The 17,719-nt window shown below is 51.7% G+C and carries 14 protein-coding genes; 5 read left to right on the top strand and 9 right to left on the bottom strand.

All coding sequences use genetic code 11. The features are described from left to right. From B2067_RS04110 to B2067_RS04100, 3 genes are all read right to left on the bottom strand, one after another. Positions 1 to 380: hypothetical protein (locus tag B2067_RS04110; RefSeq protein WP_301387554.1), on the bottom strand; the 380-nt coding region annotated here is incomplete at its 3' end. Then, entirely contained in the window at positions 373 to 3,435 is a 3,063-nt protein-coding gene (locus B2067_RS04105) for a hypothetical protein (RefSeq protein ID WP_301387553.1), read from the bottom strand. The genes B2067_RS04105 and B2067_RS04110, both read right to left, overlap by 8 nt. A 138-nt stretch (positions 3,436 to 3,573) precedes the next feature. Next, a complete protein-coding gene (locus B2067_RS04100) occupies positions 3,574 to 5,748 on the bottom strand; it encodes a malate synthase G (protein ID WP_297532537.1) in 2,175 nt (724 codons plus the stop codon). A gap of 333 nt (positions 5,749 to 6,081) precedes the next feature. On the opposite strand from B2067_RS04100, the gene B2067_RS04095 reads away from it, so the two are divergent. Beyond that, positions 6,082 to 6,300 (top strand): hypothetical protein, encoded by a 219-nt coding sequence (locus tag B2067_RS04095; RefSeq protein WP_068444259.1) that lies wholly within the window; start codon positions 6,082 to 6,084, stop codon positions 6,298 to 6,300. Positions 6,301 to 6,348: 48 nt separating this feature from the next. On the opposite strand, the gene B2067_RS04090 is transcribed toward B2067_RS04095, so the two are convergent. Further along, on the bottom strand, positions 6,349 to 9,285 hold the full coding sequence (locus B2067_RS04090) for a hypothetical protein (RefSeq protein WP_301387552.1): 2,937 nt from the start codon (positions 9,283 to 9,285) through the stop codon (positions 6,349 to 6,351). Positions 9,286 to 9,460: 175 nt separating this feature from the next. Between B2067_RS04090 and B2067_RS04085 the strand changes: the two genes are divergently transcribed. Beyond that, positions 9,461 to 10,294 (top strand): 6-carboxytetrahydropterin synthase, encoded by an 834-nt coding sequence (locus tag B2067_RS04085; protein WP_297532541.1) that lies wholly within the window; start codon positions 9,461 to 9,463, stop codon positions 10,292 to 10,294. 33 nt (positions 10,295 to 10,327) lie between these two features. Here B2067_RS04085 and B2067_RS04080 read toward each other — a convergent pair whose 3' ends face one another. After that, positions 10,328 to 10,891 (bottom strand): DedA family protein, encoded by a 564-nt coding sequence (locus B2067_RS04080; protein ID WP_301387551.1) that lies wholly within the window; start codon positions 10,889 to 10,891, stop codon positions 10,328 to 10,330. 233 nt (positions 10,892 to 11,124) lie between these two features. Here B2067_RS04080 and purB point away from each other — a divergent pair, with 233 nt between their 5' ends. From purB to B2067_RS04065, 3 genes are all read left to right on the top strand, one after another. Beyond that, on the top strand, positions 11,125 to 12,489 hold the full coding sequence (gene purB, locus B2067_RS04075) for an adenylosuccinate lyase (RefSeq protein WP_297532544.1): 1,365 nt from the start codon (positions 11,125 to 11,127) through the stop codon (positions 12,487 to 12,489). Between the two features lie 78 nt (positions 12,490 to 12,567). After that, positions 12,568 to 13,722, top strand: a complete 1,155-nt coding sequence (locus tag B2067_RS04070; protein ID WP_301387550.1) for a cupin domain-containing protein — start codon at positions 12,568 to 12,570, stop codon at positions 13,720 to 13,722. A 72-nt stretch (positions 13,723 to 13,794) separates the two neighbouring features. After that, positions 13,795 to 14,706, top strand: coding sequence for a GNAT family N-acetyltransferase (locus B2067_RS04065; RefSeq protein WP_301387549.1), 912 nt, complete (start codon positions 13,795 to 13,797; stop codon positions 14,704 to 14,706). Between the two features lie 34 nt (positions 14,707 to 14,740). Here the strand turns inward: B2067_RS04065 and B2067_RS04060 are convergent, their stop codons facing one another. From B2067_RS04060 to B2067_RS04045, 4 genes are read right to left on the bottom strand one after another with little or no spacing between them, the layout of a single operon-like run. Continuing rightward, complete coding sequence (locus B2067_RS04060; protein ID WP_301387548.1) at positions 14,741 to 15,157, bottom strand: DUF3429 domain-containing protein; 417 nt, start codon at positions 15,155 to 15,157, stop codon at positions 14,741 to 14,743. A 14-nt stretch (positions 15,158 to 15,171) separates the two neighbouring features. Further along, on the bottom strand, positions 15,172 to 15,945 hold the full coding sequence (kdsB, locus tag B2067_RS04055; protein WP_301387546.1) for a 3-deoxy-manno-octulosonate cytidylyltransferase: 774 nt from the start codon (positions 15,943 to 15,945) through the stop codon (positions 15,172 to 15,174). Further along, positions 15,945 to 16,955: an NAD-dependent epimerase gene (locus B2067_RS04050; RefSeq protein ID WP_297532565.1), complete on the bottom strand. Its 1,011-nt coding sequence runs from the start codon at positions 16,953 to 16,955 to the stop codon at positions 15,945 to 15,947. The genes kdsB and B2067_RS04050 overlap by 1 nt, the downstream gene beginning before the upstream one ends. Positions 16,956 to 16,958: 3 nt before the next feature. Continuing rightward, entirely contained in the window at positions 16,959 to 17,531 is a 573-nt protein-coding gene (locus tag B2067_RS04045) for a KdsC family phosphatase (protein ID WP_301387545.1), read from the bottom strand. Positions 17,532 to 17,719: the final 188 nt, after the last annotated feature.

Below are 17,719 nucleotides of genomic sequence, written 5' to 3'. Positions count from 1 at the left end.
CCGCGAGCCTGGAATACCTTGGCAACCAGGTTAAGGTCTCTGTCCTGCTGGGTTTCTATACCAAACTCAGCGTCCAGATAGACGGCTGTTGTGTCAGGAGAAAACTTGAGTGAATAGAACCAGCGACGCTCCGCATTTAACGTGAATTTCCGGTAAGAAGCTGATGCAGCGAGACTCATATCCGCGTACGCGTACTCGCCGGTATCGGCATCCTGCTCCCAGCCTTCGATCATCTGATCAATCGGAACGGGCTCAGAGCTTGCCTCGGCGGACAATGCGAAGCGGACCTCGCCGGAGTACCCTGAAGACTGCCCTGCCGTCGCATCAGCGGTGCTCGCTAAAGCGACAGCAAGCGGCAGCAGTATGACCTTTTTAATCACCAATAATCATCCAGGTGCCATCAACAAAGCGGGCGACAAACACATTCTCGCGCTCTTCGCGAATTGTGCCAACTAGCGCGCCACGTACAGTCAGATAAGCGACTGCTTCGCAGCCATCATTTGAATCTGCATCTGTTGGCGCTGCTGCTGACAATTTATCGCGGTCGTTAAAGCCGCAGGCCGTTTCATCGTTGCCTTGCGTGTATTCCGTACGAGTAGCTATTTGAGCAAGAACCGATTGATCAGTACCACCCATAGATACGTTTGAGCGGGAAATCAACCAGTAACCACGTTCGACTTCGATGGTTTTCAGTCCGCCTTCCCCATCACTGATCTGCTCTTCCGAGACGGCCAATTCGAGATAAAAACCCTGTGCATCTCCGCCAGCAACGACACCCAACTGGTTGCTGATATTTTCATAGGTTTCTTCAGAGCCGAAGCCATACGAAGCACTCAATGCGAACTCGTCCTCCACTTGTCGTTCAAGCGCTAGCTCGAAGATAACAGGAATCAGTGCTTCTTCTTCTGGGTCTTTGAGGTAACTTTCTGCAACGGCAGTAAGACGATCTATCCCCAGCTCTATATCGTCATAGAAGGTACCGCTGAACGGCCCATACGGAGTCCCTGTGGTAAGGCCCTGATACTCATTACCGGATACAATATCAGACGTAGACAAGTCTATTTCATATATACCGTTGCCAGGCACGCTGTATCTGGAAAGAACATTATTCTCATAATTTCTCTCTAGAAGCTCATCAAGAGTTACCTCCCCGGCTAGCTCAATAACAGTGTCGCAACTCTGTTCAACTCTTTCATCATCCCCGTCCATATCGACATCCACCCAGGATACGTTACAGGATTCGGAACGGGTCGTATTGGTACTAGAGTCGTAGGGGTACAACTTGATCCGACTAATGAAGTCCCTCCCACGAAGCTCTTCATCAAAATATTCTATAACCCGACCATCCGATAAGACGGTCTGGTCGCGATACAGGCTTTCAACGAGATCTGTAATTTCCGTCGGAGCATCTGGACGCCCAAGGAAAAACTCATGGGTAGCAGGCCATTTACTGGTTGGGTAATACGATGAAGAATTCGTCGTTCTGAGCTGAACGTTCAGATCAGTCCTGTTTTCTGCATCCGGTTCCAGCGTGGACCTTGCACGGACGACAAATGTAACTGGGTTATACCTGGTCTGGGAGGCATCATCGAGCGGGTCTTTGACCCCTACCAGATTAGCCTCGATGAGCGCATTGAATTCGTGCTCACCATTATCACCAGTACCAGCTCCCGAGATACCCTGCTCAAAGCGAACCAAAGGCCAGACTATCGCGATCTGCGTTGGAGCAACGTGCGAAGGATCTGAGTCATCCAGAAATGATCCTGCTGGAGGAGACGCATAGCTGTCCTCATAAAACACCCGAACATAAGGACGAGTAGTGATGCTTCCGTCAGAGATGGCCTCCGTGTACCAGTAAAGCTTTTTACCATTACCTAGTGCCAAAGCATTCTTAATTTCGGCTGGAATAGCATCAACCCCCTCATCAGGGTTATCAGCCGACTCTATTTCGAAATCAAACACATTATAGAGCCCGGCATCCGCATCCGTGGTTTCAATCGGGCGCATAACAAGCCGAAGTGAACCGTCAATAAGTACACGGTCACTAGGAAGCCCTGCCGAATCGCTCTCATCAGTTTCGATGGCGAACCCCACTGGCGGGGTGCAATCACCCTCTCCGAACTCACAACGAGCAAGGATCTCAGCACCTTCCAATATTTCATTGAGAACACCAGTAGGCCCAAATGCCAGGTCTGCCACTGTGTTCAGCGCTGTTTCATGCGCCAGATAATATGAATCAACGCGACGTCCATGAACAGGATCGATGAAGCTGGGCTGATTTTCATCATAGCCCCAGAAATTCTTCACTGCCGCAGTAAGGTCCGTCAGAAAATATTTGCTGTTTTCTATTGCAGTACGCCAACCCGCTAACCTGGCTGGCACATCGACATCTACCGATGTTTCAACGTCCTCTCTCATAGAGGCTGCGACGCCGTCGAGCCGCTCAAGAGCTGTGACTGCACCAGCAGGGACTCTGGCACCAAGCCCGTTAAAGTAATTGATGTTATCCCGGAGTATTGTGCTGGCCGCAGAGAAAATCTTGAACTTAGTTACAACATCCGAGGCGTTACTTTTTTTCTCCAACAACTGCCCGCGCCGATCAATTACATCACCGGTAATTTCACCCAGTTTCGTTACGAAGTCGGTGTTAGCCGAATCAGCGAGATACGGCAAAGCAGCAATTAACGCACCGTAATAGACCCCTTCGACCAGAGCGTCACCTGAAACTGTCTCAACTTGCGTAATCTGACTGGGGGCAACTACAGGCGACGAAATAATATCCGTCAGACCGAAGAGCTCAGAGACATGAAGATTGGCCAACTCCATCGTGTATTGGTTATACACACCTGTTTTCGCTTTCTCGATGTCATCCAACACAGCCTGATTGATGTCCGCCCGGTCGTCTGCAGAAAGGCCGTTCGTGACTGCGTCGATATAAACCGTTCTGGCCATACTGCTTGCAATATCAGTAATCCAGTTGACATTGACCGTCATGCCGTCGAGCAATTCACCGACGCCAGCCCGGACATCCAGATCATCTGGAAGCGGAACATATTTCCCGTAAGCGAGCGAGTCGCACCCCTGTACTCGCTCACAGCGATAGAACACATCCCCGTTGTCCGTATTCGCGATAAAGATAAACGATCCTGATACGTCTTCGGCCTCTGCCGTCAGCTCGTAAGTACCCGTTTGAGAAGACTGCGAAGCTGCACCATCGTATACAAGATTACCGCTATCGTTTTCTATGAGCGTCGGGCCACCCTCATAGTTGATCGGTGTTGCACTGATTCGGCTACCCCAGGTCGCCGTCCCTATTCGACCGCTAATACCATAAGTCTCCTCTTCACCGCTGACGGTGCGGGTAGAACTGGAGTTCCCTGAACAGGCCTGAAGGAGCACGCCGATAAGGATTACTGAGGTAAGCTTATGAACCATCTTCTTATTACTCTTATTCTGTTCTATGTCATTCTACGTTTGGAGTAGGCACAGGATAGCTCTCAGACAGGTGTTTTACTGCCCCTTTACACAAAAAAACCCGGCATTTGCCGGGTTTTTTACAGTGCTTGACGCTACTTACTGAGCTTTGAACTTCAGACGGTATGCGTGCAGCAGCGGCTCGGTATAACCACTTGGCTGCTCTTTACCTTTGAAGATCAGGTCAGACGCCGCTTTAAACGCGATAGTGTCGAAGCCTGGCGCCATATTGATATAAGAAGCGTCACCCGCATTCTGACCATCAACAACCGCAGCCATGCGCTTCAGGCTGTCTTCAACCTGTTCGCGGGTACAGATACCGTGTTCCAGCCAGTTAGCAACGTGCTGAGAAGAGATACGCAGCGTTGCGCGGTCTTCCATCAGGCCAACGTTGTTGATGTCTGGCACTTTAGAACAACCAACACCTGCATCAACCCAGCGAACAACGTAACCCAGGATACCCTGACAGTTGTTGTCGATTTCCTTCTGAATCTGTTCTTCAGTCAGAGCTGAAGCTTCTTCAGCGGTCATCAGAGGGATGCTCAGGATGTCGTCAACAGACGCGTGCTCACGGCTCTTCAGTTCGTTCTGAACAGCGAATACGTCTACCTGGTGATAGTGCATCGCGTGCAGAGTAGCGGCAGTCGGAGATGGAACCCATGCGGTGTTCGCGCCAGACTTAGGATGGCCGATCTTCTGCTCCATCATCATGCCCATCTCATCAGGGATAGGCCACATGCCTTTACCGATCTGTGAACGGCCCTGCAGACCTGTTTCCAGACCAGTATCAACGTTCCAGTTTTCGTAGGCGTTGATCCAGGTCTGCTGCTTCATGACAGTCTTAGGTACAAACGGACCTGCCAGCATAGACGTATGGATTTCGTCACCAGTACGGTCCAGGAAGCCAGTGTTGATGAATACAACACGGTCTTTCGCAGAACGGATACATTCTTTCAGGTTAACCGTGGTGCGACGCTCTTCGTCCATGATCCCCATCTTCATAGTGAAGCGTGGCAGACCCAGTGCGTCTTCGATGCGACCGAACAGTTCGTTGGCGAATGCCACTTCTTCTGGGCCGTGCATCTTAGGCTTAACGATGTTGACAGAACCGGTAGTAGAGTTCTGGAACGGGGAGTTACCCTTCAGATCGTGCATAGCGATCAGAGTAGTCATCATACCGTCCATGATACCTTCTGGGATTTCGCTGCCATCGGCCAGCAGGATCGCAGGGTTAGTCATCAGGTGGCCCACGTTACGAACGAACAGCATTGAGCGACCTTTCAGCTTAACGGTTTCACCGTTCAGGCCAGTGTACTCACGGTCTGGGTTCATAGTACGGGTGAAAGTCTTGCCGCCCTTGGTTACTTCTTCCGCCAGGTCGCCTTTCATCAGGCCGAGCCAGTTTCCGTAGGTCACGACTTTGTCTTCTGCGTCTACAGCAGCAACAGAGTCTTCACAGTCCATAATGGTGGTCAGTGCTGCTTCCATCAGAACGTCTTTTACGCCAGCAGCGTCGGTTGAACCGACTGGGCTGGTTGCGTCGATCTGAATTTCGAAGTGCAGGCCGTTGTTAACCAACAGAATCGCTTCTGGTGCAGCCATTTCGCCTTTAAAGCCAACCAGTTGAGAAGCATCTTTCAGGCTGGTAGTGCTGCCGTCTTTCAGCGTAACAACCAGTTTGCCTGCTTCAATTGCGTACTTAGTGCTGTCAGCGTGATCGCCAGCCGCCAGTGGGGCTGATTCGTTCAGGAAGTTACGCGCATAAGCGATAACTTTGTCACCACGTACTTTGTTGTAGCCCTGACCTTTCTCAGCACCGTCTTCTTCAGAAATGACGTTAGTGCCGTAAAGAGCATCGTACAGTGAGCCCCAACGAGCGTTCGCAGCGTTCAGAGCGAAACGAGCATTCATAACCGGTACTACCAGCTGAGGACCAGCCATCTGGCCGATCTCTGGCTCGACGTTTGCGGTAGTTGCTTCGAAGTCTTCGCCTTCTGGCAGCAGGTAACCGATTTCCTGCAGGAACGCTTTGTATTCAGAAGCGTTATGAGCCTGACCTTTACGCTCAGTGTGGTAAGCATCGATTTTGGCCTGCAGATCATCACGCTTAGCCAGCAGCGCCTTGTTCTTTGGAGCCAGTTCATTGGCAATAGCATCAAAGCTCGCCCAGAACGCATCCTGTTCAATACCAGTGCCTGGCATTGCTTTGTCATTGATGAAATCGTACAGCTCCTGGGCGATCTGGAGTCCACCCTTCTGAACGTATTCTGTCATTGTTTAGCCTCAACTCTTTTGGGGACACAGCCAAATGTACGGCTGCATCTTAGACCGGTGAAATTTCAGGGCCGGGAGTATAACGCAACTGTTTTCGTATCGCGACCACGTATCGCAGCCCCCCTCTCCGACTCCGTGCCAGATATTCCCGGGCAGCCCCTCAAAAACCTCCATACCGTTGCCTGCCAAAAGCAATACAAAACCTATACATATAATATACAAGGTGTTTATAATGACCCAGGAGCTTGGCCGCACCCGAAGTAACTGACATTGACTCTGCCGTTAGCAGTCTGACTTACAACCAGATCTGACGCGGCGCACAGGAGAACCGATATGGCTTCGAAGAAAGGTGCAGATAGACGTAAAGCAAGTCCCGAAGAGCTTCGTCAACAACTGGAAGCTGACGTACAGGCTTACCTCACGAGCGGCGGAAAGATTCACCGCATTAAAGAAGGAATTAGTGGGGAGACCGGCTGGAAGCGCCCGCGCAACGGATACAATCCCAATACACGGGTGAATATACAGCTTCCTATCTCCTACGGAACACTCTGATTCAACACGGGAACCCCAATAGCACCGGCACTGCCGGTGCTTGCAGAATCAGTTCAGTGACTCCCAGGTGCCATCGATATAACGGATGATCCAGACACCGCTTTCATAGACAATTTTTCCGTAAACCTTATCGCGATAATTCAGCACGTAGACGGCTTCCTGAGGATCGCGACTGAACGAAGGCTCGGCCGTGTTTGACACAACACAGCGACGGTACTCGCCATCATCACCGACGATATAACGATAAACCGGTGCACCGTCGACCAAATCAAGGTTGCTGCCCAGGATAATTTCGCTGTCCACCGTGTCGGTTGAGCCATCAGCGAGAGAGAGTTCAACACCGTCTTTAAATACAGACAGGCTCGTAGCTTCAACCGTACCGCTCTCAGTACTGAAATCGAAAATAAGACGATCAAGGTCAGCGCCCACGCCCTGATAGAGACCCGTAGTATTGACGCTCGTATAGTCATGTGACACTGAAAGCGACACATCAACCTGTTCACTGTATGGGGCTGTCACCTGAATATCGACAAGCGTTTTCGGTTCAGTCGCCGTTGAGTAGTCGAGCACGACTTCACTGGTAAAACGTGCATTCGACAGGCCCAATTGCGCGCTTCTGTACAAGGTGCCGTCCAATGAAGATAGAGATGTCGGCAACGGAGAAAGTGTCAGGCACCCTTGATCATCGGCAGCTTCAACTGGGAATTCAACGAAGTACACACCCTGCCCCGGTACTTCCGGGCGGGAGAAAACGCCAATCTGCCACAACTCATTCACCGCATTCTGCAGATCCTGTTCAGCATTTAACCGCTGCTTCGGCTGGCAACGCTCAATCACTGGCGACTCAGCAGTACCGCTCAGTAAACACGCTTCATAATCATGCGTAGCAATTAGTTCTTCGGTATCACCATCACCATCGATATCACTGACGTCTTCGCGCTGTACCGTTGGGTAGAATCGATAACGGTAATCGTCCCCACCTTCAACGAAATAGTCCAGATATTGAGTCTCGCGCCCGTTTACGGTTTGCGTACCAGTACGGTACTGAACCAGCCCACTAGCAACTGTCCCTTCAGGGTAAAGGGGTGCCCGCTCAAAGAATGCATTGAACGAAGCAAACTCAGACTCTGGGTAATAATCTGCTGCCTGATTGGCACTGGCCGTGAGAAATACCGTCGTAATGTTTGAATCCGTGCCGTTATCGTCTTCATAAACATCAGAGATGCGACTATTCAGAACCACTTCTGAGATATTAAAACGACGCCCGGAGACACCGTCAGGGTCATCGACGCCCTGGTACAGGATACTGAATGCACCGGTAAGCTCAGTTTCGTTAGCGCTACCAACATCGCCTGCATCGTAAAGGGTGAAATCGGTCCAACGAATCTGGTAGGCCAATGCCGGGGCAGACACCTCATCCTGAAGAACCGTCACGGTATTTTCATAGAAAATTCGCAAACCACTTGGGCTGCTGATTTCGTCATCACTGTAGGTGTGATCCAGCTCGAGACGCAGACCATTGGCAACTAAAGTCCCGGCCATCAGAATATCTATTGCGCGGGAACTGGTCGGAGCATCATCTTCATCAAGCAAATTAATGTCCGCAACGGCCTGTGATACTTTAAAATCACCGCCGTTAAGCGTCAGTACAGGCGCAGAGTAGGTATGACTCTGATACCACTCCCACTCAGGGCTGACTGATGGGCAGCCACTGTTGAGATAGCAATCCCGGTAGAAACCAGCGATTTCCGACACTGCGGTTGTGATTTCATCGAGATTTTCAGCATTGTCTTCACCAACACCCCTCAACAGATCGGCGTAGCTATCCAGTTGCTCCCGGTAACCGTCTTCGAAAAAGCTGTTGCCGTAGTCGCGAAGTTCCTGCACAAAGGCTTTCGTGCGCTGAAGGCCTAACTGGTAATCCTCCAGCTCGTCACCCAGGAGCGAGCTCAAAGAAGCCGGTATAACCGACGTCAGGTCCCCATCTACAAACGCATCGCGCTCCGTCTGTAGTTGAGCAACAACACTGGCAACATAACCAGACACGGTTGAATTCGTGACATTTAAATCATTCAGGTTACTGATGGCTGCGTCATAAAGATCGTAAAGAGCGAGAGTCTGCGCTCCGCCGCGCTGCATCAACTGGCCGTCATTTGCCACCAGGTCAGCAGCAACCGCTGAAGCGAAAGACGGCAGATCTGTCGTTGATGTATAGGACAATTCATAGGACTGCCACGCGGCTAAAAGAGCACCATAGCGAATTGAATATTGTGCTTCTGTCTGGTTAGCGCCCCGCCACTCCTCTATTTGAGTCAGGTCTGCGGGTTCCCGACTCTGGATAGAATCGATACCAAACAAGCGTGAAACCTGTGATTCGGCTTGAAGTGTCGAATACACAGAATAGAAACCAGTATCTAACCAACCTGCATCCTGCTGGGTACCAGAATCTTGACTGTATACACGATCGAAAGCGAGCTGAGCTGCCAGATCAGTGAGTGGCGTGATTCGAATGCGCTGGCCATCCTCGATACCAGCAGCAACCGATCGCCAACCAGGCGCACCAACAATTGTGTACTGAGCACCGAAAGCGACAGAGCCGCAACCATCAACGAGCTGGCAGCGTCGAGTCGTCGACGTGCCATCGACATTTTCACGCCCATAGACATCGAGATAGACGATTTCAGTACCATCGGCAGAGACTACGGCCTGACCCTCATCATCCGTCGTGAAGCGGGCAAAGCTAAGAACTCCCGGCTGCACCTCTGAAGGCATACCGGTTTCGTCGACAGTTACCCGTCTGAGCATGGCTTCATTGAAATCTTCCTGACCAACCTGCACATCCAGATTGATGGTTGTAACAGATGAGCTGCTGTCATTATCACTGCAGGCTGCCAGCGCAGCGACCATCGGGATAACAACCCAGCGGGATACAGACATACTGTCGGGAAACGCTAAACGACTGACATGAAAAAGCGGTCTGGTCACACGAGCCTCAAATAAAAAGGGATGTAGATATGCGCCATCATATCAGCCACGCGTTCTGATGCCACCAGAGACAGCGCCCTTTTGACAAAACCCGGCACTTCGCCATGCCGGATCTGCCTGGCTGCGTCGTCGCCATCTTTGCTCTATAATCGCGCCCATCTGCACCGGAGTATTTATGCACTTATTTGTCGAACAACTCACCAATGTCGATTTCAGCTACCTAGACGCGAACAGAGGGATCGTCGGAGAGACCTGGTGGGCGTCAGCCATCCTTGAAGGAGCACTGGATGACCAGGGCATGGTCTGTGACTTCGGCATTGTTAAGAAAACACTTCGTCAGTGGCTGGATACCGAACTCGACCACAGACTTCTTGTGCCTGCCGAGGCACCTGGCCTCGAAGTTAAGAAGACCGGTGAGCGCGTGAATATTTCCATGCAAACCGGGCGCGGCATCGTCGAAATGAGTGCTCCAGCAGAAGCCGTGACCCTGATCGACACGGCTGAAATTACAGCGGCGAGCGTTGCAGCTTGGTCTATCAAGCAACTCCAGACGTATTTCCCGGAGACCATTGACCAACTGACCCTGGACTTCACTCCAGAAGCGATTGACGGTGCCTTCTACCATTACTCTCACGGCCTGAAGAAGCACGCAGGGAACTGCCAACGGATCGCCCACGGACACCGTTCGCGCATCCAGATCTGGCTTGATGGTCAGCGTGATGAGCAGGAAGAGGCCTACTGGGCTGACTTGTGGCGGGATATTTATATTGGCAGCACTGAGGACCTCGCCTCAGACGACACTGACACTCTTTCTTTCGCTTACACTGCGCAACAGGGTGACTTCTCGCTGACCCTCAACCGTGCACATTGCTACATGATGAGCACCGACTCAACGGTTGAACTGATCGCTGATCACCTCGCTAAAGAAATCAGCAAGCGCCACCCAGGCAAAGACGTTCGCGTTCGCGCCTTTGAGGGGGTAAACAAAGGCGCTATGGTACAAGTCTGATCAATACGGCGGCTTGCGCAGCAGCCTGGCCAATCAGGCCGCCTCCTCCATCGACTGACGAGCGCGCCGTTGTGTATAAATGAACGCGATGATGGCGAATGGCAAAAGAAACCACATCCATTCATGCAGTTGCTCTCCGAATTGGCGTCCGAGTACGTAGGTTGTAATAAACAAAGCCGCCGCCCAGGCAATAATCGACGCCAGATTAGCAAAACAGAAAGGCGTTGCAGGTACTCTTGCCAGACCACAGGCAATATACCCAAACGTGCGGAGCCCTGGCATACAGCGAATCAGCATCAGCTGCTTCCAAGGTGAGTCCCGTAATGGCTGGACCTGCTTCTGAATAATGGGGTGACGTATTTTACGACGCAGTTTTGGCCATATCAGAGCCGCCCTCCCCAACAGATAAAGCGCTGTATCTCCGATAAACATCCCGAGGCACACAGCAAAAAAAGCGACGCCCGGCGCCATTTTCTCACTTGCGGTAAGAAGAGCCGCTCCGATAATCGCCAGGTCTTCGAGCATAAAGGTAGATATAACCACGACCAGAACAGGCCAGGCGGGGTGATCGATATAACCAAATAAACTGTCGAGCATTCGTGGTCCTGCTAAAGCCACCCGTGAAAATTGACCGGCGATTGTACCAGAAGTGCCCAGATTGCCTACGTAACTGGCTTTAAATACCCGAATATTCGCCCTACCGGTAATAATTCACGACTGTTTCCTTCATATTGGCTCTCAGATACTGAGATCTCGCTCAAAATCCGTTAGAATCCCGCCCCAGAAAATGCATCGAATGCCCAACCTATTACCAAAGATTGAGAGACCCCATGGAACTGTCTGCACTTACCGCTATTTCTCCGCTGGACGGCCGCTACGGCAGCAAAACTGCTTCACTGCGCGCTGTTTTCTCTGAATTCGGTCTTATCCGTGCCCGTGTTGAAGTTGAGATCCGCTGGCTGCAGCGTCTCGCCGAACACGAAGCCATCACCGAAGTTCCAGCGTTCTCTGCAGACACCAATGCTCAGCTTGACGCCATCGTTGCCAACTTCAGCGAAGCCGATGCTCAGCGCGTAAAAGACATCGAAGCAACAACCAACCACGATGTAAAGGCCGTTGAATACTTCATCAAAGAGAAGTTTGCAGACAACGAAGAGCTCAAAGCGGTTAACGAATTTGTTCACTTCGCCTGTACCTCTGAAGACATCAACAACCTGTCACACGGCCTGATGCTGAAAGAAGGTCGCGACACCATTCTGCCGATGATGCAGAAGATCGCTGACGAGATCCGTAAGCTTGCTCATGAGCAGGCTGCCCTGCCAATGCTGTCCCGCACTCACGGCCAGACTGCATCACCTTCAACGCTGGGTAAAGAAATGGCGAACGTTGTTGCTCGTCTGGAACGTCAGATCAAGCAAATCAAAGCCGTTGAGCTGCTGGGCAAAATCAATGGTGCTGTTGGTAACTACAACGCTCACCTGTCTGCGTACCCGGATATCGACTGGGAAGCCAACGCTGAAACCTTCGTGACGTCACTGGGCCTGACCTTCAACCCGTACACGACTCAGATCGAGCCACACGACTACATCGCTGAACTGTTCGATGCTTTCGCGCGCTTCAACACTATCCTGATCGACTTCGACCGCGACATCTGGGCATACATCTCCAACGGCTACTTCAAGCAGAAAACCATCGCCGGTGAAGTCGGTTCTTCAACTATGCCGCACAAGGTTAACCCGATCGACTTCGAAAACTCCGAAGGTAACCTCGGTCTGGCAAACGCGGTACTCGCACACATGGCGCAGAAACTGCCGATCTCCCGCTGGCAGCGCGACCTGACTGACTCCACTGTGCTACGTAACATGGGTGTTGGTATGGGCTACAGCATGATCGCGTATCAGGCGTCTCTGAAAGGCATCAGCAAGCTCGAAGTCAATGCAGTTCGCCTGGGCGAAGATCTGAACAACGCATGGGAAGTTCTGGCCGAGCCAGTTCAGACTGTGATGCGTCGCTACGGTATTGAGCAGCCATACGAAAAACTCAAAGCGTTCACTCGTGGCAAAGCCATCACCAAAGATGCAATGGGCGAATTCATCGCGTCTCTTGAGCTGCCGCAGTCTGCAAAAGATGAGCTGAATGCAATGACTCCTGCCTCTTACGTAGGTAACGCAGAGGCTCAGGCTAAAAAAGTCTGATCGCTCCTGCGCTTCTGATAAAGCCTCCGCAAGGGGGCTTTTTTGTACCCTTACCACAGCCTTTTCGGAGCCCTACTGATGCACGTCCTCGGCCACCTCTCTGTTGACGAATTCCTGCGCGACTACTGGCAAAAAAAGCCGGTACTTATCCGTCAGGCGATTCCAGGTTTTAAGCCTTTATTGGCGGCCGACGAACTTGCAGGCCTCAGCCTTGAAGAGGACATTGAGTCACGCCTGATCGCCGAAGAAGGTGCGACGGGCCCATGGGAAGTCAAAAAAGGTCCGTTCACCGAAACCGACTACCGAGACCTACCCCATAACAAGTGGACCCTGCTCGTACAGGCGGTCGATCAGTGGGTACCAGAAGCGGCGGAACTACTGGAGCATTTTCGCTTTATTCCCTCGTGGCGTATCGATGACCTGATGATCAGCTACGCCACCGATGGCGGCAGCGTCGGCCCGCACTGGGATCAGTACGACGTATTCCTGCTGCAAGCCGAAGGTCAGAGAGAATGGCGAGTCGGCCAGATGTGCTCAGAGAAAAGCAGCATCCTGGAAGGCCCTAGCGTTAAGATACTCGCGGACTTTGCAGAAACAGACCGCTGGGTCCTTGAGCCCGGCGATATGCTTTACCTTCCACCCGGCCTCGCCCATTGGGGAATATCACAAGGTGAGTGCATGACCTACTCCATTGGTTTCCGTGCTCCATCAAGTTCCGAGCTCCTTGAACGCGCGATCGACTCGGCCTTACCGCAACTGACCGAAGACGACAGATACTCAGACCCAGACCTGAGCATTCAGAGCTCCCCAAGCGAAATTACCGGGCATGCTGCAGAGCGCCTGAAGACTCTTCTGATCAAAGCGATTGACGACCCTGCTCTGCTTAAGGCCACGCTGGGACAGCTCATGACAGAAGCCAAATATGATGAACAGGCACCGGTTTACGAGGTCACGGATCATGACTGGGCCGATACCGTCAACACACTGCAGGAAGCTGATCAGTGGGGTCGCCACCCTCAGGCGCGTTTCGCATATAACATCGATGACTCGTCTGTCGCTTTCTACTGTCAGGGCGAAGTGGTTCGGTTACCAGTATCCTGCTGCGACACTATTAAGCAGCTCTGCGACTCCCCTTACTTTGACAGCGAATGGTTGATCGGCTCTTTCGTAGAGCCAGAAACAAAAAACCTGCTCAGCAACCTCATTTTTTGTGACCTGATTGTTGCTATTTAAACTCCCGGCTCCTTGATGATTTACGATTAAGCAGCCATTCTTTTTATTACATAAAGACAGGGAAGCAGAAACTTGGAAATTCGCATCACCGACTGGCGCGCATCCCGCGATATTATCCGAAAGATCCGGGAAGAAGTGTTCATTAAGGAACAGAATGTGCCGCCCAAACTGGAGTGGGACGAATACGACATTGAAGCAATTCATTTTCTGGCACTGGATGGCAGGAACCCGATAGGTTGCGCACGACTTATGCACACGGGTAAATTCGGGCGCATGGCAGTACTTCGAGAATTCAGAGGGCAGCACTGGGGCTCACGATTAATTCATGCCATCGAAGACTTCGCCCGCAACGAATTACAAATCCGCGAAATTCGAGCCGCGGCTCAGGCGCATGCCGTCCCCTTCTATCAGAAGAATGGTTTTAATATTGAAGCGGGTTTCTTCGATGATGCTGGCATTCCGCACCTGAACATATATAAGGCACCTGGCGCGCCTGAGACGAACTATGTTTTTCGCCCGGGTCGAGATAAGAACATTTATCCGCAGAACGACTTGATTTCACTTGTGGGCTGGGTCGAAATGATTCTCGCCATGCGCCCCCGCAACGCTATTATCACCTGCTCCGATTTAACCCACCCATTATGGTGGGACAAAGCAGCACTCAATGCCGTCAGAGAGTTTGCTCTCGATTCACACAGGCGCCGGGTGAAAATTCTGATTCCCTCTGAGCGGGGCGGCATTAACCGCCACCCACTGTTACGATTACAACAGAGACTCAGCAGCCGTATCAGCTTGCGAGTTTCCCCTGAAGTACAGGACGATCTGCTTATTACAGCACCGTGGGGCCTCTTGCAGCTTACCGATGAAACACAAGGGGTCGCGACTATGGGTGACGCCAGCCGGGTGAAGCGCATGGAAGCCTACTACAAGCCCCTTACGGAGACAGGTCAGCGCCCACGAGAAGCGCGACGCTTGTCTCTATAGCGCTTGCCCCTGTAAAAACTGGCCTGCGAAGAACTTACGTCAGCAGGCCCCAGAAAGCGACCGCATGACAGGCACTGACCACAAGCGTGAGCGTCCACCTCATGGTCCGGTAATCCCGCTTATAGCTCTGACGAAAGACGGGCTGGCGCTCCAGCCAGACCAGAACCCAGTAGCCGAGTAACAGGCCAGGCAGTCCCGCGAGATGAGGAACGAAGTACATCAGCCAACCCCACAAGAACACGCCAATCGACAATCCGAGCTCTGCCGAAGACACATGATCACGCTGCGCCTGCAAAACGCCCCAGCAAGCACCCGCCATGAAGCTGAGAATCAATGCCGAGTAAAGCGTGAAAAAATCGGGGGCCCAGGTACTGCCAGCAAGGACAGATAGAGCAAAAAATACGAACGGGATCAGCCCCGCGTAACCTAACTTCTGGCTAATTCCGTTCATAGTGGCTCCAGACCTTAGTTGTGATGACCTGCTTTCAGAATAGCAGCTACACGTTCAACGTCATGTGGCGTATCAATGCCATGGCCCGGTGCCTGATCAATGACTGACATGTGAATATTCACGCCGTACCAGAGCGCACGCAGCTGCTCCAGCGATTCGGTCAGTTCAATCGGGCAAGGCGCCATCTCACGGTAATCGTTGAGGAAAGAAACCCGGTATCCGTACATACCAATGTGACGGTATACAGGCATGCGCGCTGTCACCTCCTCCTGGCTCTCTTTGTACAGGTCGCGATCCCATGGAATAGGTGCGCGGCTGAAATACATCGCAAAATGCCGCTCATTGAGGACAACTTTTACGACGTTTGGATCAAACGCATCGTGCGCAGTGGTAATCGGCGTACAGACAGAACTCATACCAGCATCTGAGTTCTGCAGCAGACCTTCTGCGGTCAATTCGATCAGCGACTTAGGAATAAGCGGCTCATCGCCCTGCAGGTTCACGACGACAGTATCCGCAGACCAGCCTTTCACCGAGACCACTTCTGCAATGCGTTCAGTGCCGTTCTCGTGATCCGGAGAGGTCATTACAACATCCGCACCAAAGCCCCGGGCAACATCAGCGATCCGGTCGTCGTCGGTAGCAACGACAACGTCTTCGGCGCCAGCCTCAAGTGCGCGCTCATAAACATGCTGGATCATTGGCTTACCGGCCAGATCAATTAGCGGCTTGCCGGGTAAACGGCTTGATGCGTAACGAGCGGGGATTACGATTTTGTATCCAGACATTATTTGACCTTATAGAAGTCTTTATACCAGTCGACGAAGGTGCCGATGCCGTCTGCCAGTGGCGTATTCGGGGCAAAATCAACATCAGCCGCCAGATCATCCACGTTCGCATAAGTGGCCAGCACGTCACCGGGCTGCATTTCCATATAGTTTTTATCGGCCTCAACACCCAGCGCGCCTTCGATCGTTTCAATGAAGGTACCGAGCTCAACCGAATTATGATTACCGATATTGTAGATTTTGTACGGCGCGGAGCTGCGTGAGCAATCACCAGATTCCGGCGTCCAGTTCTCGACCGGCTCTGGCACTTTCATCGCGATGCGCACTACGCCTTCAACGATGTCATCGATGTAGGTGAAATCACGCTGCATCTTGCCATGGTTGAAGACATTAATGGTTTTGCCCTCAAGAATCGCCTTAGTGAAGCTGAAGTACGCCATATCCGGACGCCCCCACGGGCCATACACAGTAAAAAAGCGCAGACCAGTCGTCGGCAAACGGTACAGGTGAGCATAGGTATGAGCCATCAGCTCATTGGATTTTTTCGTCGCCGCGTACAGTGACACCGGATGATCCACCCGGTCGCCTGTGCTGTACGGCAGGTGTGTATTGAGCCCGTATACTGAGCTGGATGAGGCATAAACGAAATGCTCTACCTCATGGTGACGACAGCCTTCCATCACATTCACAAACCCAATCAGGTTGCTATCAACGTAGGCATGAGGATTGGTGATCGAATAACGGACACCCGCCTGTGCAGCCAGATGAATAACGCGATCAAACTTATGTTCATTGAACAACGCGGCAACGGCATCCCGGTCAGCCAGCTCGAGCTGTTTGAATTGAAAACCACTCAGTGGCTCAAGCCATCCAAGACGTCCGTGCTTAAGTGCAACATCGTAGTAATCGTTCAGGTTATCAACACCGATTACTTCGTGACCCATTTCAACCAGTTTTTTACTGGTAAAAGCGCCGATAAAACCGGCTGCACCTGTAACTAAAATTTTCACTAATTATTTATCCTTCACATCATTCAGGCTTTCGAATTCAGGCAGCATGGCCTTGATATAGGCCTCTTCTAAGGGCATGCGACTGCCCAGAACAATATCGGCAACTTCGCGGGCAACGCCTTTCCCACCCGGCGCCTCGGTAATAAGATCAGCACGATCACGCACCATCCAGAAGCCGTCTGCAGGGGAAATAGCTAAACCAACGCGGGTCATTACCTTAAGATCAATCACGTCATCACCGACATAGCAGACCTCCGACGGGTCAACCATCAGCTCATCCATCAGATTCGCCAACACTGGCCACTTTTCTTTGGTGCCCGGAAAAAAGCGATTGATACCAAGATCTGCAGCTCGCTTGGCAAGCGGTGCCGAGTCCTTTGCGGAGATGATGGCAGTATCAATATCAAAAACATTGAGCAGTTTGATACCAACACCGTCTTTGACATTGAAGTGTTTCACCTCTTCACCAGAGGTAGAATAACTGAGCGTGCCGTCTGTTAATACGCCATCTACATCAAACACGACAAGGCGAATTGCACGGGCTTTTTCTTTAATTGCGTTAGGGAGATGAACCATATCCAACCACCAAAAATTTTTGGCATTGTACCGTCTCACGACGAATGACACCAAAAAACAGACATCAAAAGACGGTCTTTAGGATTAGTTCTTAAAAACTGAGAGTGTATATACAGATATGGAAAAAATAAGTGGCATCCCCAAGGGGATTCGAACCCCTGTTACCGCCGTGAAAGGGCGGTGTCCTA

The organism is Thalassolituus sp. UBA2590 (assembly GCF_002339775.1).
Taxonomy (GTDB): Bacteria; Pseudomonadota; Gammaproteobacteria; order Pseudomonadales; family Oceanobacteraceae; genus Thalassolituus.
The sequence above is the reverse complement of the archived record's forward strand: the minus strand, read 5'-3'. Positions and strand labels throughout refer to the sequence as shown.